The sequence below is a fragment of the Herbaspirillum aquaticum genome (assembly GCF_002213425.1).
Classification (GTDB): Bacteria; Pseudomonadota; Gammaproteobacteria; order Burkholderiales; family Burkholderiaceae_D; genus Herbaspirillum; species Herbaspirillum aquaticum.
In genome coordinates this window covers 143,076-164,170 of sequence record NZ_NJGV01000009.1, presented here as the reverse complement: position 1 = coordinate 164,170, position 21,095 = coordinate 143,076, and the positions used below count along the sequence as shown (strand labels likewise).

Below are 21,095 nucleotides of genomic sequence, written 5' to 3'. Positions count from 1 at the left end.
AACGCGGCAGGTGGCCCATTTCCAAACCAGCGAGGAAAGATGGAGACCTATCTGATCGGCATCGATGTCGGTACCGGCTCGGCCCGGGCCGGCGTATTTGATCGCAGCGGCAAGCTGTGTGGCAGCGCCAAACATGACATCGATCTCTTCCGCGACGAGCGCCGCGCGCGCGTCGAACAATCCAGTGCCCAGATCTGGGACGCGGTATGCCACGCGGTGCGGGGTGCCGTTGCCAAGGCCGGCATTGATCCGCAGAGCGTCACCGGCATCGGCGTGGATGCCACCTGTTCGCTGGTCGTGCAAGGCGCGCCGGCCGGCGTGGGCGATGCCGACCATCCCGAGCGCGATGTGATCGTGTGGATGGATCACCGTGCGCTGGAGCAGGCGCAGCGCATCAATGCGGGCGGGCATGCGGTGCTGTCCTATGTGGGTGGCGTGATCTCGCCGGAGATGGAGACGCCCAAGCTGCTGTGGTTGAAGGAGCACTTGCCGGAGGTGTATTTCGGCGCTGCTCAGTTCTTCGATCTCACCGACTTCCTGACCTGGAAGGCGACGGGTTCGCTGCAGCGCTCGTCCTGTACCGTGACCTGCAAGTGGACTTATCTGGCGCATGAAGGACGATGGGATGCCGATTACTTCCGCCGCATCGGCCTGGGCGATCTGGCCGAGGAAGGCTTTGCGCGCATTGGCCAGGAAGTGGTGTGGCCCGGTACCGCTTTGAATGGCGGCTTGTCGCCCGAGGCTGCGCAGCAATTGCAGTTGCGGCCCGGCATCGCGGTGGCGGCCGGACTGATCGATGCGCATGCGGGCGGCGTCGGCACGGTCGCTGCGCGCGGTGGTGCGGAGGATGCAGCAGCTTGCATGGCCTATGTGTTCGGTACGTCTTCCTGCACCATGACCAGCAATGCCGAAGCCGTCTTCGTGCCCGGGGTGTGGGGTCCGTATTACAACGCCATGGCGCCCGGCATGTGGCTCAACGAAGGCGGGCAGTCTGCGGCGGGCGCGGCCATCGATCATCTGCTCACGCTGCATCCGGCCACGCCGCAAGCGCGCCAGCTGGCCGCCGCTGAAGGGATGGAATTGCCGCAGTGGCTGGCCGCGCGCGCGCTGGCGTCGGTGGCGCAACCGGCGCAGGCGGTGTGGCTGGCCGGACAGCTCAACGTGGTGCCGGAATTCCTCGGCAACCGTTCGCCGCTGGCCGATCCGCAGGCCCGTGCGGTGCTGCTGGGGCTGGGCATGGAGCACGACATCGACAGCCTGGTGGCGCTCTATGTGGCGGGACTGTGCAGCCTGGGCTACGGCCTGCGCCAGATCATCGAAGCGCAGGCGGCATGCGGGGTGCGCATCGCCAGCATTTCGGTCTCGGGCGGTGCCGGTACGCATCCGCTGACGCGCCAGTTGCTGGCCGATGCCACCGGCCTGCCGGTGGAAATCACCGCCTGCCCGGAGCCGGTGCTGCTGGGATCGGCCATGCTGGCGGCGGTCGCGGCCGGCACGCATGCCGACCTGCAGACCGCGATGGCATCCATGTCCAGCGTGGCCGGGCGCAATGCGCCAGTGGGGGAGGCCATCGGCCGCCTGCATGAGGTGCGTTATCAGGCCTTTCTCAAGAGCCAGCAACTGGCGCGCGAGGTACGCGACAGCCTGGCCCCGCTGTTGGCGGCGCAGTCCGCGCCCGCCGCAGCGTCTCACTGAATGGAGACAAGCAGATGGAATTTTCAGGAACGTCGGTCATCATCACCGGCGCCGGCAAAGGCATAGGCCGCGCCTGTGCCAGGTTGATGGCGCAGCGCGGCGCCGAGGTGATCGCTTTGTCACGCACGGCCAGCGACCTGGCGAGCTTGCGGGAGGAAATCGGCGGCCGTTCGGTACAGGTCGACCTGGCCGATCCGGCGGCCGCCCGGCGCGCCATGGCACAGGCCGGCACCGCGGACTTCCTCATCAACAGCGCCGGCATCAACGTGCTGCAATCCAGTACGGAAATGACCGATGCAGGCTATGAGGCCGTGCTGGGCGTCAACCTGCGCGCCGCCCTCATCACCTGCCAGGCCTTCGCCCTGGCCCGTATCGCGGCTGGTGGCGGGGGTGCCATCGTCAACATCACCTCCATTGCCGGCCATCGCGGCTTCGCCGAGCATCTCTGCTATGCCGCTTCCAAGGCCGGCCTGGAAGGCGCGACGCGGGTACTGGCCAAGGAACTGGGCGTGCATGGTATCCGCGTCAATGCGGTGGCGCCGACCATCACCCTGACCGAACTGGCCGAGGCAGCCTGGAGCGATCCGGCCAAGTCGGCACCGATGATGGTGCGCCATCCTTTGCAGCGCTTCGCTTCCGCCGAGGACGTGGCGCGCAGCATCGCCATGCTGCTCTCAAGGGATGCGGCCATGCTCACGGGGGCGGTGGTGCCGGTGGACGGCGGCTTCCTGGCCGTCTAGCGGTGCCCGCCATGGCCCTCTCCAGACGCGACAAGGGCGGCCCGAAGACCGCCCTGGCGATGCTGCGCGCGGCATTCGCCGCGCAAATTTGACGAAACTTGACGAAACTTGACGGGGATCAGCGGCCGATCTGGTGACCGATCACGCCGCCCACGGCCGCACCGCCGGCGGTACCGATGCCGCTGCCGCCGGTGAGGATGGCGCCGCCCACGGCACCGACGGTGGCCCCGATGGCGGTGTTCTTGTCGCGGGTGCTCATGTTGCTGCAGCCGGTCATGGCGGTGAGCGCAATGGCAGTGATGGAAATGGCAGCGATCTTGTGCAGTGTTTTCATGATTTTTTCCTGATCGAAAGTTGGGCTGGTTCCCGACGTTTTTTGAATGAGGGTCCGGCTCGCGCATGCTGCCCTATGGAGGTCTTCACACGGGAGCGGGTATGGCAATAGACCAGCTTGACCTCGAAAAGATTCGAGTTGCAACACGTTCTCTTACAGTTGTTACATACTTTGGCCTGCGCCGTACCAGCCCTTGGGAAAAGGGGCGGTGCGTCGACTATTTTTGACAATAAACAGACCAGAGAGACCTCATGAACCTGACCTCAAGCCTGCGCCGGGCGGCCCGCCTGTTGCTCACCTCTGCCAGCCTGCTGCTGGCTGCTGCGCCGCTTTGCGCTGCCGAACCGGCCAAGCCGGTGGAAGGCAGCTGGGTGGCGCCGCACTTCCAGTTCCATACCGGCCAGACCTTGGAGAACCTGCGCCTGCACTACGTCACCCTGGGCGAGCGCAGCAATCCGGCGGTGCTGGTGCTGCACGGCACCTACCAGAGCGCCGGTGCGATGCTGTCCAAGGACTTCGGCGGCCAGCTCTTTGGTCCCGGCCAGCCACTGGATGCCAGCAAGTACTTCATCATCATTCCGGACGGCATCGGCGTGGGCAAGTCCACCAAGCCCTCCGACGGCCTGCGCGCGGCTTTCCCGCAATACAACTATGACGACATGGTACTGGCGCAATACCGCATGCTGACCGAGGGCATGGGCATTTCGCACCTGCGCCTGATCATCGGCAATTCCATGGGCGGCATGCAGACCTGGATCTGGGGCGGTACCTATCCCGGCTTCGCCGATGGCCTGGTACCGATGGCCTCGCAGCCGACCGAAATGGCCAGCCGCAACTGGATGATGCGGCGCATGCTGGTGGAGTCGATCAAGCAGGACCCGGCCTGGAACAACGGCAACTACACCACCCAGCCGCCGTCGCTGCGCCTGGCCAACAACATGTTCGTCTTCGCCACCAATGGCGGCACGCTGGCCTACCAGGCCATGGCCGGCACCCATGCCCAGGCCGACAAGCTGGTCGACGAGCGCCTGGCCGCGCCGGTGACGGCGGATGCCAATGACTTCATCTACCAGTGGGGTTCCTCGGCCGACTACAACGCCGCGCCGGGTCTGTCGAAGATCAAGGTGCCGGTGCTGGCCATCAATTCCGCCGACGATGAACGCAACCCGCCCGAGACCGGCATCATGCAGGCCGCGCTGAAGGAAGTGCCGGGCGCACAGCTGCTGCTGATCCCGGCCAGCGCCGAGACGCGTGGCCATGGCACCACCGGCATGGCGCGCTTCTACGTGCGCGAGCTGACGCAGTTCATCCAGGGCCTGCCCGCCCGCTGACTCCGGAGCCAGTGATGCACAAGCGCAACGGGCGTGCCGGCCTGGTGCTGGCCGTGCTGCTGCTGGCCGCCGGGGTGCGGCCGGCGCAGGCCGGCACCGGCTACTACCTGGTCAGCGTCTATTCCGACCCCGGCCAGTGGACGCTGGATTACAAGTATTGGAACGCCAAGGCCAGCGTCGGCCCGCCGATCGGCTCGCCCGAGCTGGGGATCGCTTATGGCGTCAATTCGCGCTGGTACACCGAGCTGTATGGCGTGACCCAGCAGGATGCCGTGCAGGGCACGCAGATGCTGAGCATGAACTGGCAGAACGATGTCCTGCTCACGCAAGGGGAATATCCCTTCGACCTGGCCATCCACACTGATGTCGGCCAGTATCGCAACAGCCAGCGCGACGGCTATTCACTGGAGTGGGGACCGGCGCTGCAAACCGAATGGTGGCGCACGCAGTTCAACGCCAACCTGTTCCTGCAGCGGGACTACCGCAGCCAGCGCGACGGACCGACACAACTGGTCTATCAATGGCAGGTGCGTCAGCACTGGCGGCCCTGGTTCAACTTCGGGCTGCAGGGCTTCGGCGAGCTGGGACGATGGGATCACTGGGCCACGCGCGATCAGCAGTCGCATCGCGCCGGACCGGCGCTGTTCGGTACGCTGCGCATGGGGCATCAGTTCGTGAAATACGAGGCCGCCTACCTGTTCGGCAGCAATGCCACCCTCAGTGCGCGTACCTTCACCATGCGGCTGCAAGTGGGCTTCTGACAGGCGCGCTGCGCCTTATCCTGCGGTGTAAAGTTCATATCCGCTCTTTCCCCGGTGCTTGACGTGATACATGGCCGCATCGGCCTGCTCCAGCAGCCGCGACAGGTCTTGTCCATGGCTGGGATACAGGCTGATGCCGATGCTGGCGCCCAGGACGAATTGCTGGTGTCCGACCTCGATGGGGGCGGCCAGCTTGGCCAGCAGCTTCTTGGCGATTTCCGGGGCCTGGTCCTGGCGCTCCAGCTGGGTGGCGATCACGGTGAATTCATCCCCGCCCAGCCGGGCGCAGATGTCGGTGCTGCGCACGGCCTCCTTCAAGCGCTGCGCCACGCACATCAAGACCTTGTCACCGACCGCATGCCCGGCCTGGTCATTGACGGGTTTGAAGTTGTCCAGGTCGATGTAATACACGGCCACCAGGTGATGCGGACGCGTGGCCAGCAGCAGCGCCTGGTCGAACAGGTTGTTCATGAAATGCTTGTTGTAGAGGCCCGTGAGCGGATCCTTGAATGCCAGTTTGAGGGCCTTGGCCTCGGCCTGCAGCAGGCGCCGGTGGAACAGTGCCAGGATGGCCGTGAGCAGGCTCATGTACTGCAGCGCCACCAGCGCCGTGCCCAGCAGGAAGCCATAGCGCAGCCAGGGCGGATAGAAGTGCCCGACCAGGCCACCGCTGGCCCAGTGCACCGTCAGCGCAATGCAGGCAGTGGCCATGCAGCGGCGGATGAGGCGCGGGCAATCGATGTCGTCGCGCAGCAGCATCCAGCTCAGGCTGGCCAGCACGAAGACGTTGAAGAGGGCATAGCTGGTGCTCTTGATGAGCGGCAGGGCCAGCTGGTTGTTGGACCACAGCATCCACAGTTCGGCAACGGCGGCGCTCACGCAGATGGCGCGTACCAGCATGGTGCGATGTTGCAGCTCGAAGAAGCGCACGAAGCCCATCACCAGCAGCACCTTCTCCAAGATCAGGAAACTGCCATACACCGGATTGGCCAGTGCCAGTTCACCCAGCGGCGTGAGATAGAGCACCGCCAGCCGGCCCAGCAAGGCACAGCTGATGGCAGCGGCAAACCAGTTGGCACCGGGCGGCGTGCGCGGGATGCGCGCGGCCAGCAGGAACAGCGCGATGAAGACGCAATACACTCCGGCCCCGAAGGCGTGCACGATCTGATAATGCATAGCGTCCCCTTGCGCTTTGCCATCCGCCTGTCCCGGCAGGCTAGTCCCCGCTAGCGATCATAGCCAAGCGCAATGGGCGAGTACAGGGGAAATGAAGGCTTCTTCACACATCCCTTCCGGCAATATTTCCGATGCGCAAAACCAGGGCGCAAACGCACGCCCTGCAAGGCTCTCAGGACAGGCGCGCGGCGCTGGGCGGATGTCCGATGATGCGCTTGAAAGCGCGACTGAACGATGCTTCCGAATCGTAGCCCAGGCGGTTGGCCACCACCGCCACCCGCAAGCCGTCGCGGGCGATCCAGTGGCGCGCCTGGAACATCTTGACGCGGGCCACGTACTTGGCCGGGGTCTCGCCCACGGTGGCCGAGAACTTCTCGATGAAGCTGGAACGCGAGGCTCCCATCAAGGCCGCCAGTTCATTGACTGACCAGTCGCGTTCCGGATGCTGGTGCACCGCCGCCAGCACCCGTCCGACCAAGGGGCAGCGCACGGCTGCGATCCAGCCGCTGGCATCGCTGCAGGCGCATTCCACCCAGCCACGGATGATGCTGGCGGCCAGCACGTCGGCCAGGCGCGCCAGGATGCCGCAGGCACCGATGCGATTGAGGGCCACTTCGCGCTCCATCGCATCGAGCAGGGCCAGCACCGCCGGATCGCGCTGGGCCAGGTCACAGGCACGCATGGCCTCGGGCATCATCATCAAGAGCGGGTGCAGCGGGTCGAGGTTGAAGCGCAGCGTACCGGAGAACACCACATGCGTAGGCGGCGTGGCCATGCCGGTATCGGATTGGGCATGCGCACTGTCATCGACCAGGAACAGATTGTCCGCCACCGCCTTGCGTGCCAGCTTGCCGATCGCCACCGTCGGCAGGGCAGGCGCACTGGCTAGCGCATGCGCCGAGCCGCGCGGCAGCAGTACCGCATCGCCTGCATTGAGCTGCAGCCAGTCTTGCTGGCCGACCTGTATCCAGCAACTGCCCTGGGCGATGAAGTGGAAGGTCGCCTCGCGCCGCGCCGGGAAGGCCACTGCCCAGGGCTCGTGCAGCACATAGCGGGCGTACTCGACGCCATCGAGCCGCAGGCCCAGCAGGATCTCGGTCAGGGGATCGACGCCATCGGCGGGACGGTCCTTGGGGGCGCACTCCGTGATTTCCGGGAGATTTGGACGAATAGTCATATCTTTGCGAAATATCGGCATGGAAAGTCCAGACATTTAACCATAGACTGCGCTACCCAGTCATAAAACGTCACAAGAAAGGTTTTCCCATGTCCAACCCCGGCATCATCGAGGCCCCGCTGACCGAGACGGCGGCCCCGGCCAGCGGCCCTGCGGCGCCTGCCCACAAGGCAGCGCAAGACATCCCGGCCAACTGGAGCGGCATTGCCAGCCTGGCATTGGGCGTGTTCAGCCTGGTCACTGCTGAATTCCTGCCCGCCAGCCTGTTGACGGCCATCGCCACCGACCTGCACGTCTCCGACGGCGCGGCCGGCCAGGCCGTCACTGCCACGGCCATCGTCGGTGCCGTGGCCGCCCCCAGCATCCCGCTGCTGACCCGCAACATCGACCGCAAGCGCGTGGTGCTGATGCTGACCCTGCTGCTGCTGGTGTCCAATGTCCTGGCCGTGACCGCGCCCAGCCTGCCGGTCCTGCTGGTAGCGCGCGTGCTGCTGGGCGTGGCGCTGGGCGGCTTCTGGTCGATGGCGGCGGCGCTGGCCATGCGCCTGGTACCGGACCATCTCTTCGCACGCGCCATGTCGCTGATCCTCACCGGGGTCTCGGTGGCTACCGTGTGTGCTGCGCCCATCGGCGCCTACATGGGCAACCTGTGGGGCTGGCGCAGCGCCTTTGTGGCAGCCGGCGTGGTGAGCCTGGTGGCCTTTGCGATCCAGTGGATCGCCATTCCGCGCCTGCCGCCCAAGGACCATCCCAGCCTCAAGGTGCTGGCCGAACTACTGGGCCGCAAGGATGTGCGGGTGGCGCTGCTGGCGGTGCTGCTGGTGGTCTCCGGCCACTTTGCCGGGTTCACCTACATCCGCCCCCTGATGGAGCAGATCACCCACATGTCGGTGGCGACGATCTCGGCCGTGCTGCTGGGCTATGGCGTGGGCGGTTTCTTCGGCAACTTTGCCGGGGGCTTCATCGCTGAACGCAGCGAACGCTATGCCATCGTCAGCGGCGGCACGCTCATCGCGCTGCTGGCCGCTTCCCTGTGGGTGGCAGGCAGCTCGCCGCTGGTGGCGGCCATCGCCATCACGCTGTGGGGCTTCGCCTTCGGGGCCTTCCCGGTCGGCTTCCAGACCTGGATCGTGCGGGCTGCGCCGGACCACGCAGAAGGTGCGGGTGGCTTGCTGGTGGCCGCCTTCCAGGTGGCCATCGCCAGTGGCGCCATCGGCGGCGGCGTATTGGTGGACCATGTGGGCGCGCTGGGCGGACCGATCTTCGCCCTCATCGCCATTACGCTCGGCACCTTGCTGACGCTGCGCTATGGACCGCGCGGCGGCGGTGCGCCGGTCGGGGGCAATGCGCATTTCTGAACGGATACGCCGGGTCCCGTGCTGGCCCGGTGTGAGCGCCTGACGGCTTCCGGCTTGTCACCGGAAGCCGTTTTCATTTCCGCTGCATTATTCCTGCCTGTGCAATAAAGAAGTGCCGATGGCACGGATTCTCTTCATCTGCGCTTGGCTCCACACTGGCGTCACGGTCAAGGAACAACTCCCTGACCGACCCAACCCACCAGGAGCCCTCCCATGAAGATCCATCATTTCTCCCTCTCCGGCCACGCTCATCGCGCCGTCCTGTTCGCTTCGCTGCTGGGCCTGGAGGCCGAGCTGGTTCACGTGGACCTGGCCGGTGGCGCCCACAAGCAGCCGGCCTTCCTCGCCTTGAATCCCTTCGGCCAGGTGCCGGTGCTGGAAGATGGGGAAGTCGTCATCGCCGACTCCAACGCCATCCTGGTCTACCTGGCCAAGAAGGCCGGCCGCACCGACTGGCTGCCCGAGGATGCCAAGGGCGCCGCCGCCGTGCAGCGCTGGCTGTCGGTGGCCGCCGGTGAGCTGGCCTATGGCCCGGCCGCCGCACGCCTCATTACCGTCTTCGGCGCCCGTTTCAATCCGGAAGAAGTGATCCAGCGCGCGCACCTGCTGCTGGGCCGCATGGAGCAGCATCTGGCAACGCGCCAGTGGCTGGCCGCCGATCACCCGACCATCGCCGATGTGGCCGTCTACAGCTACCTGGCCGGCGCACCCGAGGGCAACGTCGACCTGAGCGCCTATCCGGCCGTGCTGGGCTTGCTGGAGCGCATCGAGGCCCTGCCGGGCTTCGTACCCTTCCCGCGCACGGCCGCTGGCCTGCGGGCTACCCAGGCCTGATTGTCCGGGCCCATTTCCCTGGCCGTCGTCACGGCGATTGCTTGCACTGTCTTTTCGAGAGGTCCGTCATGAGCACTTTCCCCAAGCTACCGACCTGGCATGCCGGTGAGAAACAACTGCAAGCGCAACTCGGCGTGGCCGACAAGATGGAGTCCGTGGGGCAGCGCGTGGTCCGCGACTTCATGCCCGAGCAGCACCGTGATTTCTACGGCCAGCTGCCCTTCATCGTAGTGGGCAGCGTCGATGCGTCGGGCGATGCATGGGCCACCTTCCTCGAAGGCCATCCGGGTTTCCTGGCCTCGCCTGCGCCGACCCAGCTGGACATGCACGCCCGTCCCGCCGCCTGCGACCCGGCCGCCGCCGGCATGGCCGCAGGCGCGCCGGTCGGCCTGCTGGGCATCGAGATGCACACGCGGCGCCGCAACCGGATGAATGGCGTGCTCGCGCCGCTGGCCGACGGATGGCGCGTGCAGGTGGACCAGAGCTTCGGCAATTGCCCGCGCTACATCCAGCTGCGCGACTATTCCTTTGCCCGCGAGCCGGGCGAGGCGCGCACCGACCAGGTCGAGAGGCTGGCCACACTGGACGAAGCAGCCCGTGCCTTGATCGCCGGCGCCGATGCCTTCTTCGTGGCCACCTATGCCGACCTGGAAGGACGGCGCCAGGTGGATGTCTCGCATCGGGGCGGCAAGCCGGGGTTCGTCCGGGTCGATGAAGAGGGCGTGCTGACCGTGCCGGACTTCAACGGCAACCTGTTCTTTTCCACCCTGGGCAACATCGTGCTCAATGGCCGTGCGGGTTTGCTCTTTGTGGACTATGCCTCGGGCGATGTCTTGCAGATGAGCGGGCAGGCCGAGGTGATCCTCGATTCCCCCGAGATCGCCGCCTTCGAGGGGGCCGAGCGGCTGTGGACCTTCCGCCCGCAGCGTATCGTGCGCCGTCCTGCAGCACTGGCCTTGCGCTGGGCGTTCCAGGAGCACGCCTTTTCGCCGTATGCGGTCATGACGGGCGACTGGCAGCTAGCCGCCGAGCGCCTGCGCGCCCAGGCCCTGGCGGGCCAGTGGCGCAGCCTGAAGGTGGCGCGCATCGTGCAGGAAAGCGACACCATCCGTTCCTTCCACCTGGTGGCCGATGATGGCGCCGGGCTGCTGCCGGCGCTGCCGGGCCAGCACCTGCCGATTCGGGTGCAGACCGAGGCCGGGACCGCGCCGTTGATCCGCACTTACACCTTGTCCTCGGCGCCGCACGAGGGGCACTACCGCATCAGCGTCAAGCGCGAGGGCGTGGTGTCGCAGTACCTGCATGCGCAGCTGCGCGAGGGCGACCGCATCGAGGCGCGCGCCCCGGCGGGCGACTTCATCCTCGATACCGCCTCGGACCGGCCGGTAGTGCTGCTGGCCGCAGGCGTGGGCATTACGCCGATGATGGCCATGCTGCGCCACCTCGTCCAGGAAGGACTGCGCCGCCAGCGCATGCGCCCGGCCATCTTGTTTTATGCCGCCCGTACGCTGGGCGAGCGCGCTTTCGACACTGAGCTGGCCGAGCTGGTGGCGGCCTCACGCGGTGCGGTCCAGCTGGTACGGGTGCTCAGTGACACCACCGACGCCCGCGAGGGCGACGCGTTCGACGCCGCCGGCCGTATCGACATGAACCTGCTCTCGCGCAGCCTGCCGTTTGGCGATTACGAGTTTTACCTGTGCGGTCCGGGCGGCTTCATGCAGGGGCTCTATGACGGCTTGCGCGGATTCGGCATCGATGACGAGCGCATCCATGCCGAAGCCTTTGGTCCAGCCTCGCTCACCCGCACGGGAAACACCGTCACGGCGGCCGTGCCGCTGCCACCGGTGGCGGACACGGCCGTGCCCGTGATCTTCATGGAAAGCCTCAAGGAAGCCCGCTGGACACCTGATTCCGGCAGCTTGCTGGAGCTGGCCGAAGCACGCGGCCTCTCGCCCGAGTTCAGTTGCCGCGAAGGCCACTGCGGTACTTGCCGCACCCGTTTGCTGGGTGGCGAAGTGACTTACCTCAAGCCGCCGCAGGCCAGCGTGGGCGAAGGCGAGGTGCTGCTGTGCTGTGCGCGTCCGGCCAAGCCATCTGGCACGGATGCGCGGCGCCTGGAGCTGGCGCTGTGAGGGCGAGATGAAGGCTTTGGAAAGTCCCGCTCCGGATGCCGCTGAAGAGGGCATAATGCGACCTTCTCCGACAGGCAGGCAAGGAAGGCACATGGACCGATGGCTGGCAATGCGAATCTTCGTGCAAGTGGCCGAGACCGCCAGTTTTGCCAAGGCGGCGCGGCAGATGCAGTTGAGTGCGCCGGTGATCACCCGCACCGTGGCGGGGCTGGAAGAGCTGGTCGGTGCGCGGCTGCTGGTGCGCACCACGCGCTCGGTCAAGACCACCGAAGCCGGGGCCCGCTATCTGGAAGACTGCCGCCGCATCCTGGCCGAAATCGCTGAAGCCGAAGCGGCCGCGGCCGGTCATTACGACCAGCCCTCGGGCACGCTGTCGGTGACGGCGGCCCTGCTGTTCGGGCAGTTGCATGTGCTGCCCATCGTCACGGAATATCTCGATCTCTATCCGGGCATGCGGGCGCGCACGTTCTTCGTGGATCGCCCGGTCAACATCGTGGAAGAGGGGATGGATGTGGCGGTGCGCATCGGCCATCTGCCGGATTCGGGATTCACGGCCATCCAGGTCGGTTCGGTCAGCCGCGTGATCTGTGCCTCACCCGACTATCTGCGCCAGCATGGCACGCCGACCTCGCCCGCCGATCTGAAGCAGCATCGCATCGTCACGTCCACCAGCGCCTGGGCTTCGCCGGAATGGCGCTTTGCCGATGGCCAGCGTGTGGTGATCGACGCGGCCCTGCAGACCAATACCAATGAAGCCGCCATCAGCACTGCCCGCCAGGGCTGGGGCTTGACGCGCGTGCTGGCCTACCAGGTGGCGGCCGACCTGCAGGCCGGGCGCCTGCAGCGGGTCATGCGCGAGTTCGAAGAGCCGCCCCTGCCTATCCACGTGCTCTATCCGGAAGGACGGCGCTCGCCGGCCAAGGTGCGCGCCTTCATCGATCTGGCCGTGAGCCGCTTGCGGGCGCATCCTGCATTCCTCTGAGCGCTGCCGGGCTCATCCGTAATACGCGGGTGCCCGCACTGAAATGCGCAGGGGGCGGTCCAGCTGGCGTGTCCAGGCCGCGTAGGCCTGGTCGGCGACCAGGCGCAGGGCGGCGATGCGCTCCGGCAACTGGTCAAGGATCTGTGTTTGGCTCTGTGCAGCCGGGCCGCATGCACGCAGCAGTTCGCCGCGACCGGCGGCACACCAGCTGCGCACGCTCTCTTCGGTCACTTCGAGATGCCCCTGGAAACCCCATTGCCTGCCGCGCATGAATCCCTTGTTGAGGCAGTGGCTGCCATACATGGTGCGCACGGCGCCGACGGGAATTTCAAAGGTGTCGTAATGCCAGTTGAAGATGGTGACCTGGCGAGCCAGTCCCATGTGCTGCTGCGCGGGCGGCGTGACCCAGACCGGGCTCCAGCCGATGTTGGCGCAGAGGTTGCGGCTGACCTGCGCGCCCATGGCGCGGGCCAGCAATTGGGCCCCGAAGCAGTGGCCCAGCACCGGAACGTCGCGGGCCAGGGCATCTTGCAGGAGAGCGTGTTCGGCGTGGATCCAGGGCAGGTCTTCATTGACGCTGCGGTCGCTGCCCAGCGTGACGATGCCGGAAAACTGGCTGGCATCGCGCGGGGCATCGCCTCCTGCGGCGGGATGGAACAGGCGATAGGGCAGGGCGTGTTGTTCCAGATGATCGAGCAGGACACCGGGACCCTGCGTGCTTTCATGCTGGAGGATGGCGATCGGTCTCATGAACGGGGGACGGGCTTGGGCCGGTCCGTAGTGGAGGAGACGTCAATGTAGGATGGGGGACGTAAAAATCTGGTTGTATTTTTGGTTGAATGTGTAAACGCCGGGTAAAGCGCTTGGCGCTTGGCGACGAACAATCGGCCACTGCTGTGTTGAGATGTTTTTAGTTAAAAGAGCAAAATTGCTCTGTTAAAGAAATAATCGACTCAAACACGATGAAAAGAGCAATTTCGCTCTTTTAGCTTGAATGCCAAGGTGTCAGCAAGCGCAAGCCAACGTGCTCCTGAGCAGGCTCATCGTCATCCGTTCACGCCGTCCTGACCTCCAGCGGCACCCGCTGGAGGAATCGCTCGAAGGACGACAGAAATGCTTGTTCCGGCGCAGACAGCTTGCGCCCTCCATGCCAGGTCAGGAAGACGTCGATCTCGGCCACCGGCCCGCCCAGTGGCAGTTCCTTCAACTGGCCATCGGCCACGTCCGGTCCGATCAGGTGCTCGGGCAGGAAACTCAGGCCGACGCCTGCGATCACCAGGCGACGGATCTCTTCCACGTGCGGCGAGGTGGCCACAATATGGCCGGTGAACCCCTGCTGATCCCGAAAGACTGTCAATGGCGAGAGCGTATCGCCCAGCTGGTCGCTGGCAAAACAGACGAAATTCTGCACCAGCAGTTCGGCCATGCTGACACTGCGTTGGGCAAACAGCGGATGATGCCGTCCGCACACCAGCACATAGCGATGCCGCAGGAACAGCCGCCGTTCCAGTTTATCCACTGGCTTGCGGCACAGACACAAGCCCAGCCCGCTGCTGCCCTTGGCCAGGGTGTCGAGAATGGCGGCGCTCTGCATGACATCGATACGGAATTCCACGCGCGGATAGCGACGATGGAATCGCGCCAGGAAATCGTCATACGCCGTGCTCTGCACCCGGCTCATCAGCAGCAGGCGCAGCGTGCCCGCCACGTCCTCGCCAGCATGGCCGGCAGCGACCTCGATGCGCGCCACCATGCCATACATCTCGCGCGCCACGGCATAGATTTCCTCGCCCAACGGGGTCAGGCGGAATTCGCCATGGCGCCGGTGCAGCAGCACGCCCCCCAGGTTGTCTTCCAGCCGCCGCAGCGCCTGGCTGACCGCCGGCTGGCTCAGGCAGAGTGTGCTGGCGGCGCGGCCAACGCCGCGCTCCTGCACCACGAACATGAAGGTGCGCAACAGATTCCAGTCCATGCGCTCGGAGGAGAACGCGGGCAGGGGCGGGCGCAGGCTGGCGGGATCGTGGCGCATGAGGGGCTCGGCGAAGGAAGATCGTAATGATTCAAGCGGACTCCAGTCCGGCAAAGAAGCGTGCCGCGTTGTCCTGCAATCCGGCTAGATAGTAACCGCCTTCCTGCACTACCAGCGTGGGCAAGCCCAATGCGCCGACCTCGCGCCCCAGCCGCTCGAACCCGGCGCTGCTCACGCCCACCACGGCCTGCGGGTCTTTCTCGAAGATGTCGAAGCCCAGCGCGAGTACCAGTACCTCCGGCTGATACAGCGCAATGGCGCGGCAAGCCTGCGCCAGCCGCGCAAAGAACACCGCTTCGGGCGAGCCGTGCGGCATGGGCAGATTGAGGTTGTAGCCCAGCCCCTCGCCGCTGCCGCGTTCCTCTTCGAAACCCGCCACTGCGGGATAGAAATTTTCCGGGTCGCCGTGGATGGAGATGTACATCACGTCACGCCGTGCGTAAAAGATTTCCTGGATGCCCTGGCCGTGATGCATGTCGGTATCGAGGATCAGGACGCGGCGGTGCTTTTCACTGAGCATCTGGGCGGCGATGGCGGCATTGTTCAGGTAGCAGAACCCGCCAGCCGCATCGCGCCGCGCGTGGTGGCCGGGCGGGCGGCACAGCGCATAGGCACGCCGTTCGCCCTCCAGCAGCGCCTGCGCGCCGGCCATGGCGCATTGCGCCGACCAGTAAGCCGATTGCCAGGTATGCGGCCCGACCGGACAACTGCCATCGGCCAGGTAGCGTGCCGCCTTGGCCAGCACGCCACGCAGTGGATTGGGTTCGCGCACGAAGACGTTGGAGACCACTTCCTGGCCCCAGTCATCAGGCAAGGCCATCCACTGCGCATGCGCCTCCTGCAGGAATTGCAGATAGTCCAGCGCGTGTACGGCGCTGATGGCGGCTGCTCCCGCATCCGGTGGTGCCTGTACCGCAAAGCCAAGATGCGTGGCTTGGGCGGCCAGTTCGTCCAGCCGTTCCGGCACTTCCTGCGGTATGCGCATCTTGCCGCGCGAGAAGTAGCTCTGGGGGTGGTGCAGCTTTTGTGCGGGATGGTAAAAAGTTTTCATCAGCTCTCCTGCACGTGCAGACGTTCAGACATGGAGATGGCGCGATCCCGGCCCAGCCGCGCCACGCACAGCATCGACAGCAGCGAGATACATGAGAACAGCAGCGCCAGCGGCCACCACTGGCCCCGGAACTGCTCGGCCAGGACCGTACCCAAGAGCGGTGTGAGGCCGCCGAAGATGGCCCCCGAGACCTGGTAGGCCATGGAGATGCCGGTATAGCGGATCCGCGTCGGGAAGGCTTCGCTGACGAAGCCGGCGATGACCGCGTAATACGCACCGATGAAGAGGATGGCGATGGCGACCCCGGCCGTGACGCTGGCCAGCGAACCGAGGTCGACCAGCGAGAACATGGCATAGGGCGAGACGACCGAGAGCGCCGCCATCGTCACCAGAAAACGGTGATTGCCCGACAGCCGCGCCAGATGGGCGGCTACAGGCGTGATGAAGAATTGCATCACCGACACCAGCAGCAAGCCGTTCAATACCAGGGCTCGCTCCAGATGCAGGTATTGGGTGGTATAGACCAACATGAAGGTATTGGTAAAGTAGAAGCCGGCGATTCCGAGTACGTTTGCACCGATGGCCAGCATCAGCAGTCCGGGCGCACCGTGCAGCACTTCGGCCAGGGGGGCGCTTTCTGCTTTGGCGGCAGCGGGTGCGCCGGCGCGGCGCCGCTGTTCATCCAGGAAATCCGGCGACTCCTGCACCGAGAGCCGGATCGCAAAACCGACCGCCAGCAGCAGCGCGCTCATCAGGAAGGGAAGGCGCCAGCCCCAGTCGAGGAAGGCGGCATTGTCCAAGCTGCTTACCAGCTTGAACATGAGCGTGGCCAGGATCAGCCCGGCCGGACTGCCCAACTGCGCGAAGGAGGCCAGGAAGGTGCGGCGGCTTTGGTCCGGCGAATGTTCACTGGCCATGAGTACGGCACCGCCCCATTCGCCGCCCACCGCGATGCCCTGGATGAAGCGCAGGGCGACCAGGGCGATGGGGGCCCAGATGCCGATGCTGGCATAGGTCGGCAGCAGTCCGATGAGGACCGTGACCGTGCCCATCATCAGGAGCGTGATGACCAGCGATTTCTTGCGGCCTGCGCGGTCGCCGATATAGCCGAACACAGCACCGCCCAGCGGCCGCGCCAGGAAGCCCACGGCGAAGGTGCCGAAGGAAGCCAGCGTTCCGTAGAAGCCGCTGGTCGTGGGAAAGAACAATTTGCCGAACACCAGGGCGGAGGCCGTGGCATAGATGTAGAAGTCGTACCATTCGATCATGGTGCCGACGAAGGCCGCCAGCGAGGCGCGTACGGGCTGGTGACGTGATGCTGCGGTAGGCATGGTTCAGTCTCCCGAGGGGTTGTCGAGGTGAGGGGGAACTGAAGTTATACGACTGCCGCGCTCATAAGAAAAATTAGCTTTTTGAATCCTTTATATTCGGAATTCTTATCTATTGTTTTGACCGCCAATTTTTTTTATTTCACCCGCATGGATGATTTGGGCATATTTGATTCTGAAGCGAATAGTGACGATTCGATGATGAGGAAAAAATGCATCCCCAAGACGAGACCAAATCCAAGCCGAAAGCCGATGTGCCCATCGGAGAAGCCTGCTCCGCGAGCACGGAGGAATCATGCTCTCCAGGCGTGCGTACGAAAAACCAGCGCCGTCCTACACCGTTGGAGATGCTCGAAGGGAGTGTGTTGCGCTATGAGGACCCGTTCAGTTCCTTGTTTGGCAACTAGCGGCCGTTCGCATTCAACCCAAAAAAATCCGGCCGCTTTCGCGGCCGGATTGACTTCGTTGATCAGTACCACAACGGGAGAATCAAATCCCTCCCATGCACAAATACTTCACCACCAGATAATCATCAATCCCGAAGTGCGACCCTTCACGCCCCAGTCCCGATTGCTTCACGCCGCCAAACGGCGCGACTTCATTGGAGATGAGCCCGGTATTGATCCCCACCATGCCCGACTCCAGCCCTTCTGCCACACGCCAGATGCGGCCGATATCGCGTGAGTAGAAATAGCTGGCCAGCCCGAATTCGGTATCGTTGGCCAGCGCCACCGCTTCGTCATCGGTCTTGAAACGGAACAGCGGTGCCATCGGACCAAAGGTCTCTTCGCGGGCCACCTGCATGGCCGGCGTCACATCGGCCAGCACGGTGGGTTCGAAGAAGCTGTGGCCCAGCGCATGGCGCTTGCCGCCCAGCAGCACGCGGGCACCCTTGCCGACGGCATCGGCGATGTGCTGCTCGACCTTCTTGACGGCCTGCTCGTTGATCAGCGGGCCTTGCGTCACGCCGTTCTCCATGCCATCGCCGACCTTCAGTTTCTTGACCGCTTCCACCAGCTTGGCAGCGAAGGCGTCATACACCCCGTCCTGCACGTAAATCCGGTTGGCGCAGACGCAGGTCTGGCCGGCATTGCGGTACTTGGAGGCAATCGCTCCTTCCACCGCAGCGTCCAGGTCGGCATCGTCAAAGACGATGAAGGGCGCATTGCCACCCAGTTCCAGCGAGAGCTTCTTGATGCTCGATGCACTCTGTTCCATCAGCAGCTTGCCCACGCCGGTGGAGCCGGTGAAGCTGATCTTGCGCACGATGGGGTTGGAGGTCATCTCGCCGCCGATGTCCTTGGCGCTGCCGGTGACCACGCTGAACACCCCGGCCGGAATGCCGGCGCGCTCGGCCAGCACCGCCAGGGCCAGTGCCGAAAAGGGGGTGGCTTCCGCGGGCTTCAAGACCATCGGGCAGCCGGCGGCCAGTGCGGGACCGGCCTTGCGGGTAATCATTGCAGCAGGGAAATTCCACGGCGTGATCGCAGCGCAGACACCGATGGCTTCCTTGATGACCACGATACGGTTCGACGGCGAGGGCGACGGAATGGTATCGCCATAGGTGCGCTTGCCTTCTTCGGCAAACCACTCGATGAACGAAGCGGCGTAGCCAATCTCGCCCTTGGCCTCGGCCAGCGGCTTGCCTTGCTCGGCCGTCATGATCAGCGCCAGGTCGTCGGCATTGGCCATCATCAGTTCATACCAGCGGCGCAGGATGACGCTGCGTTCCTTGGCGGTTTTCTTCTTCCACGCCGGCCAGGCGGCGTTGGCGGCTTCGATGGCGCGGCGGGTTTCGGCCGCGCCCATCATGGGCACGCTGCCCAGCAGGCTGCCGTTGGCCGGATTGTGGACCTCGTGCTTGCCACCTTGGTCGGCATCGCACCACTGGCCGTTGAGGTAAGCCTGCTGGCGCAGCAGGGAAGGATCTTTGAGTTGTTGCAGCATGTCGGTTCTCCGTAAAAGAAGGGGCCGGCTCAGAAGCGCGCGGCCGCCTTGTTGCGCCCGCGCAGCCATTCCAGGGCCAGCAGCAGGCAGGTCGAAAACAGAATCAGGATCGTCGCCAGGGCGGCGATGGTCGGGCTGATGTTGTCCTTGATGCCGGCAAACATCTGGCGTGGCAAGGTGGCTTGCTCAGGCCCGGCCACGAACAAGGTCAGAACCACTTCGTCGAAAGAAGTTGCAAAAGCGAACAAAGCCCCCGAGATCAGGCCCGGCGCAATCACCGGCAAGGTGATGCGGAAGAAAGTGCGCAGCGGACTGGCCCCCAGGCTCAGGCTGGCGCGCACCAGGTTGTGGTTGAAGCCCTGCAGTGTGGCCAGTACCGTCGTGACCACGAAGGGCGCACCCAGTGCGGCATGCGCCAGGATCAGGCCGAGATAGCTGTCGGAGAGGCCGATGCGCGCAAAGAACAGATAGACACCCACGCCCACCACCACCACCGGCACGATCATGGGCGAGATCAGGATCGCCATCAGGATGCCCTTGCCGCGAAAGTCCGACTTGTTCAGGCCGACCGCCGCCAGCGTGCCCAGTACGGTGGCGATGACGGTCGCGGCTGGAGCCACGATGAAACTGTTCTTGGCGGCTCGCACCCATTCGTCGGAACTGAACAGGTTCTCGTACCAGCGCAGCGAGAAGCCCTTGATGGGATACATCAGGAAACTGCTGTCGGAGAACGACAGCGGGATCATCACCAGGATGGGCGAGAGCAGGAATAGCAGCACCAGCAGGTTGAAGCCGCGCGAGGCGAAGAACCAGGCGCGTTCCACCAGCGAGGTGTAGGGCGGGAAGAGGGGCGGTTTGTTCATGGCGTACTCCTTGGATTCTTCAATGGTTCAGCTGACACGGACTGGCATCAGCTGATGCCCACATCGACCTTGGCAAAGCGGCGGTAGACGCCATAGAGCAGCAGGGTCGCCGCCAGCAGCAGGGCACCCAGGGCGCAGGCCATGCCCCAGTTGATGGTGGTGTTGATGAAGTAGGCGATGAAGTAGCTCACCATCTGTTCGTTCGGTCCGCCCAAGAGCGCCGGGGTGATGTAGTAGCCGCCGGCCATGATGAAGACCAGCAGCACGCCCGCACCGATGCCCGGATAAGTCTGCGGCACATACACGCGCCAGAAGGCCGCAAAGGGATGGCTGCCCAGCGACACGGCAGCCTTCAGGTAGGTCGGCGGCACCGATTTCATGACGCTGTACAGCGGCAGGATCATGAAGGGCAAGAGGATGTGCGTCATCGAGATGTAGACGCCGACGCGATTGAACACCAGCTCCAGCGGCGACTGCGTGAGACCGGCCAGCATCAGCGCCTTGTTGACCAGACCTTCTGATTGCAGCAGCACGATCCATGCGGCCACGCGCACCAGGATCGAGGTCCAGAAAGGAATCAGTACCAGGATCATCAACAGGTTGGCGCGGCGCTCCGGCATGGTGGAAAGCCAGTAGGCCAACGGATAGGCCAGCAGCAGCGTGATGAGGGTGACCACTGCGCTCATCCACAGCGTGCGGCCGAAGATGGTGCGGTAGATCGCCGATTCAGGGGCGGCCGCTTCGATGTCGCCGAAGACGTTCTGGCGCAGGTCCAGCGATGCCAGCAGATAGTAGGGCGAATAGACCGAGCCGTTCTGGGCGATCACGCGCCACACCTCCGGCTGGCCCCATTGTGCATTGAGGGCGATGATGGCCTCGCGCGCGGCGGCGGGGCTCAGGGCTTTGCCATCGGCATCGCGCAGCGGCATGGCACGCGCCGTGCCCATCACCAGCGAGCGCGCACCGGACAATTCGATATTGAGACGGCGTGCCAGGTTGCCGGCAGTCGTGTCTTCCTTGGCACGGGCCAGGTCTTCCGCCAGCGCTGAAAAGGCCTGGTCCGGCAGGGCCGACTTGCGATCCCACTTCGAGAGCACCGCCACGGTCTGCGGCAGGGTGGTGGCCACTTCCGGATTCTCGATGGCGCGCTGCAGGAGGGCTACGATGGGGGCCACGAAGGTCAGCAGCAGGAAGATCGCCAGCGGCGCGATCAGGGCCAGCGCACCCAGGCGCTTGCGGGTCTGGGCGGCGCGCAGTTCGCGCTTGAGTTGCTGCGGATCAGGTTCGGCCAGGGGCATGGCGGCGGCGGAGCGGGTGGCGATGGTGGTCATGTCTCGGGTGTCCGGTGGCAGCGGAA

18 protein-coding genes are annotated in these 21,095 nt (G+C 64.9%); 8 read left to right on the top strand and 10 right to left on the bottom strand.

Annotated features, from left to right (window positions below):
• Positions 1 to 39: 39 nt before the first annotated feature.
• Both CEJ45_RS11920 and CEJ45_RS11915 read left to right on the top strand, forming a co-directional pair.
• Positions 40 to 1,695 carry an FGGY-family carbohydrate kinase gene (locus CEJ45_RS11920; protein WP_088755322.1) on the top strand — a complete coding sequence of 552 codons (1,656 nt, stop codon included), beginning with the start codon at positions 40 to 42 and terminating at the stop codon, positions 1,693 to 1,695.
• Positions 1,696 to 1,709: 14 nt separating this feature from the next.
• A complete protein-coding gene (locus CEJ45_RS11915; protein WP_088755321.1) occupies positions 1,710 to 2,435 on the top strand; it encodes an SDR family oxidoreductase in 726 nt (241 codons plus the stop codon).
• A 118-nt stretch (positions 2,436 to 2,553) separates the two neighbouring features.
• Here the strand turns inward: CEJ45_RS11915 and CEJ45_RS11910 are convergent, their stop codons facing one another.
• Positions 2,554 to 2,769, bottom strand: a complete 216-nt coding sequence (locus CEJ45_RS11910) for a glycine zipper 2TM domain-containing protein (protein ID WP_088755320.1) — start codon at positions 2,767 to 2,769, stop codon at positions 2,554 to 2,556.
• Between the two features lie 251 nt (positions 2,770 to 3,020).
• Between CEJ45_RS11910 and CEJ45_RS11905 the strand changes: the two genes are divergently transcribed.
• Positions 3,021 to 4,100 carry an alpha/beta fold hydrolase gene (locus CEJ45_RS11905; protein ID WP_088755319.1) on the top strand — a complete coding sequence of 360 codons (1,080 nt, stop codon included), beginning with the start codon at positions 3,021 to 3,023 and terminating at the stop codon, positions 4,098 to 4,100.
• 14 nt (positions 4,101 to 4,114) lie between these two features.
• Positions 4,115 to 4,861 carry a hypothetical protein gene (locus tag CEJ45_RS11900; RefSeq protein WP_088755318.1) on the top strand — a complete coding sequence of 249 codons (747 nt, stop codon included), beginning with the start codon at positions 4,115 to 4,117 and terminating at the stop codon, positions 4,859 to 4,861.
• Between the two features lie 15 nt (positions 4,862 to 4,876).
• On the opposite strand, the gene CEJ45_RS11895 is transcribed toward CEJ45_RS11900, so the two are convergent.
• Positions 4,877 to 6,037 carry a GGDEF domain-containing protein gene (locus tag CEJ45_RS11895; protein ID WP_088755317.1) on the bottom strand — a complete coding sequence of 387 codons (1,161 nt, stop codon included), beginning with the start codon at positions 6,035 to 6,037 and terminating at the stop codon, positions 4,877 to 4,879.
• A gap of 172 nt (positions 6,038 to 6,209) precedes the next feature.
• Entirely contained in the window at positions 6,210 to 7,214 is a 1,005-nt protein-coding gene (locus tag CEJ45_RS11890; RefSeq protein WP_241517330.1) for an AraC family transcriptional regulator, read from the bottom strand.
• Positions 7,215 to 7,303: 89 nt separating this feature from the next.
• Here CEJ45_RS11890 and CEJ45_RS11885 point away from each other — a divergent pair, with 89 nt between their 5' ends.
• From CEJ45_RS11885 to CEJ45_RS11870, 4 genes are all read left to right on the top strand, one after another.
• The gene (locus CEJ45_RS11885) at positions 7,304 to 8,572 is read left to right on the top strand and encodes an MFS transporter (RefSeq protein WP_088755315.1); all 1,269 of its coding nucleotides are present in this window, start codon (positions 7,304 to 7,306) and stop codon (positions 8,570 to 8,572) included.
• Positions 8,573 to 8,785: 213 nt separating this feature from the next.
• Positions 8,786 to 9,406, top strand: coding sequence for a glutathione S-transferase family protein (locus CEJ45_RS11880; RefSeq protein ID WP_088755314.1), 621 nt, complete (start codon positions 8,786 to 8,788; stop codon positions 9,404 to 9,406).
• Between the two features lie 68 nt (positions 9,407 to 9,474).
• Positions 9,475 to 11,538 (top strand): 2Fe-2S iron-sulfur cluster-binding protein, encoded by a 2,064-nt coding sequence (locus CEJ45_RS11875; protein WP_088755313.1) that lies wholly within the window; start codon positions 9,475 to 9,477, stop codon positions 11,536 to 11,538.
• 91 nt (positions 11,539 to 11,629) lie between these two features.
• A complete protein-coding gene (locus CEJ45_RS11870; RefSeq protein WP_088755312.1) occupies positions 11,630 to 12,520 on the top strand; it encodes a LysR family transcriptional regulator in 891 nt (296 codons plus the stop codon).
• Positions 12,521 to 12,532: 12 nt separating this feature from the next.
• Here CEJ45_RS11870 and CEJ45_RS11865 read toward each other — a convergent pair whose 3' ends face one another.
• The 7 genes from CEJ45_RS11865 to CEJ45_RS11835 form a co-directional block, all read right to left on the bottom strand.
• Complete coding sequence (locus CEJ45_RS11865; protein WP_088755311.1) at positions 12,533 to 13,270, bottom strand: type 1 glutamine amidotransferase; 738 nt, start codon at positions 13,268 to 13,270, stop codon at positions 12,533 to 12,535.
• Between the two features lie 304 nt (positions 13,271 to 13,574).
• Positions 13,575 to 14,549 carry a LysR family transcriptional regulator gene (locus CEJ45_RS11860; protein ID WP_088755310.1) on the bottom strand — a complete coding sequence of 325 codons (975 nt, stop codon included), beginning with the start codon at positions 14,547 to 14,549 and terminating at the stop codon, positions 13,575 to 13,577.
• 31 nt (positions 14,550 to 14,580) lie between these two features.
• Positions 14,581 to 15,600 carry a histone deacetylase family protein gene (locus CEJ45_RS11855; protein ID WP_088755309.1) on the bottom strand — a complete coding sequence of 340 codons (1,020 nt, stop codon included), beginning with the start codon at positions 15,598 to 15,600 and terminating at the stop codon, positions 14,581 to 14,583.
• Positions 15,600 to 16,931, bottom strand: coding sequence for an MFS transporter (locus CEJ45_RS11850; RefSeq protein WP_088755308.1), 1,332 nt, complete (start codon positions 16,929 to 16,931; stop codon positions 15,600 to 15,602). The genes CEJ45_RS11855 and CEJ45_RS11850 overlap by 1 nt, the downstream gene beginning before the upstream one ends.
• Before the next feature lie 486 nt (positions 16,932 to 17,417).
• Positions 17,418 to 18,875, bottom strand: a complete 1,458-nt coding sequence (gabD, locus tag CEJ45_RS11845; RefSeq protein WP_167386295.1) for an NADP-dependent succinate-semialdehyde dehydrogenase — start codon at positions 18,873 to 18,875, stop codon at positions 17,418 to 17,420.
• A gap of 29 nt (positions 18,876 to 18,904) precedes the next feature.
• On the bottom strand, positions 18,905 to 19,738 hold the full coding sequence (locus tag CEJ45_RS11840) for an ABC transporter permease (protein WP_034341087.1): 834 nt from the start codon (positions 19,736 to 19,738) through the stop codon (positions 18,905 to 18,907).
• Between the two features lie 47 nt (positions 19,739 to 19,785).
• On the bottom strand, positions 19,786 to 21,069 hold the full coding sequence (locus tag CEJ45_RS11835) for an ABC transporter permease (protein WP_088755307.1): 1,284 nt from the start codon (positions 21,067 to 21,069) through the stop codon (positions 19,786 to 19,788).
• Positions 21,070 to 21,095: the final 26 nt, after the last annotated feature.

Coding starts and splice junctions, on each gene's coding strand:
- CEJ45_RS11920 (WP_088755322.1), top strand. CDS start 40: ATGGAGACCTATCTGATCGGCATCGATGTCGGTACCGGCTCGGCCCGG.
- CEJ45_RS11915 (WP_088755321.1), top strand. CDS start 1,710: ATGGAATTTTCAGGAACGTCGGTCATCATCACCGGCGCCGGCAAAGGC.
- CEJ45_RS11910 (WP_088755320.1), bottom strand. CDS start 2,769: ATGAAAACACTGCACAAGATCGCTGCCATTTCCATCACTGCCATTGCG.
- CEJ45_RS11905 (WP_088755319.1), top strand. CDS start 3,021: ATGAACCTGACCTCAAGCCTGCGCCGGGCGGCCCGCCTGTTGCTCACC.
- CEJ45_RS11900 (WP_088755318.1), top strand. CDS start 4,115: ATGCACAAGCGCAACGGGCGTGCCGGCCTGGTGCTGGCCGTGCTGCTG.
- CEJ45_RS11895 (WP_088755317.1), bottom strand. CDS start 6,037: ATGCATTATCAGATCGTGCACGCCTTCGGGGCCGGAGTGTATTGCGTC.
- CEJ45_RS11890 (WP_241517330.1), bottom strand. CDS start 7,214: ATGACTATTCGTCCAAATCTCCCGGAAATCACGGAGTGCGCCCCCAAG.
- CEJ45_RS11885 (WP_088755315.1), top strand. CDS start 7,304: ATGTCCAACCCCGGCATCATCGAGGCCCCGCTGACCGAGACGGCGGCC.
- CEJ45_RS11880 (WP_088755314.1), top strand. CDS start 8,786: ATGAAGATCCATCATTTCTCCCTCTCCGGCCACGCTCATCGCGCCGTC.
- CEJ45_RS11875 (WP_088755313.1), top strand. CDS start 9,475: ATGAGCACTTTCCCCAAGCTACCGACCTGGCATGCCGGTGAGAAACAA.
- CEJ45_RS11870 (WP_088755312.1), top strand. CDS start 11,630: ATGGACCGATGGCTGGCAATGCGAATCTTCGTGCAAGTGGCCGAGACC.
- CEJ45_RS11865 (WP_088755311.1), bottom strand. CDS start 13,270: ATGAGACCGATCGCCATCCTCCAGCATGAAAGCACGCAGGGTCCCGGT.
- CEJ45_RS11860 (WP_088755310.1), bottom strand. CDS start 14,549: ATGCGCCACGATCCCGCCAGCCTGCGCCCGCCCCTGCCCGCGTTCTCC.
- CEJ45_RS11855 (WP_088755309.1), bottom strand. CDS start 15,600: ATGAAAACTTTTTACCATCCCGCACAAAAGCTGCACCACCCCCAGAGC.
- CEJ45_RS11850 (WP_088755308.1), bottom strand. CDS start 16,931: ATGCCTACCGCAGCATCACGTCACCAGCCCGTACGCGCCTCGCTGGCG.
- gabD (WP_167386295.1), bottom strand. CDS start 18,875: ATGCTGCAACAACTCAAAGATCCTTCCCTGCTGCGCCAGCAGGCTTAC.
- CEJ45_RS11840 (WP_034341087.1), bottom strand. CDS start 19,738: ATGAACAAACCGCCCCTCTTCCCGCCCTACACCTCGCTGGTGGAACGC.
- CEJ45_RS11835 (WP_088755307.1), bottom strand. CDS start 21,069: ATGACCACCATCGCCACCCGCTCCGCCGCCGCCATGCCCCTGGCCGAA.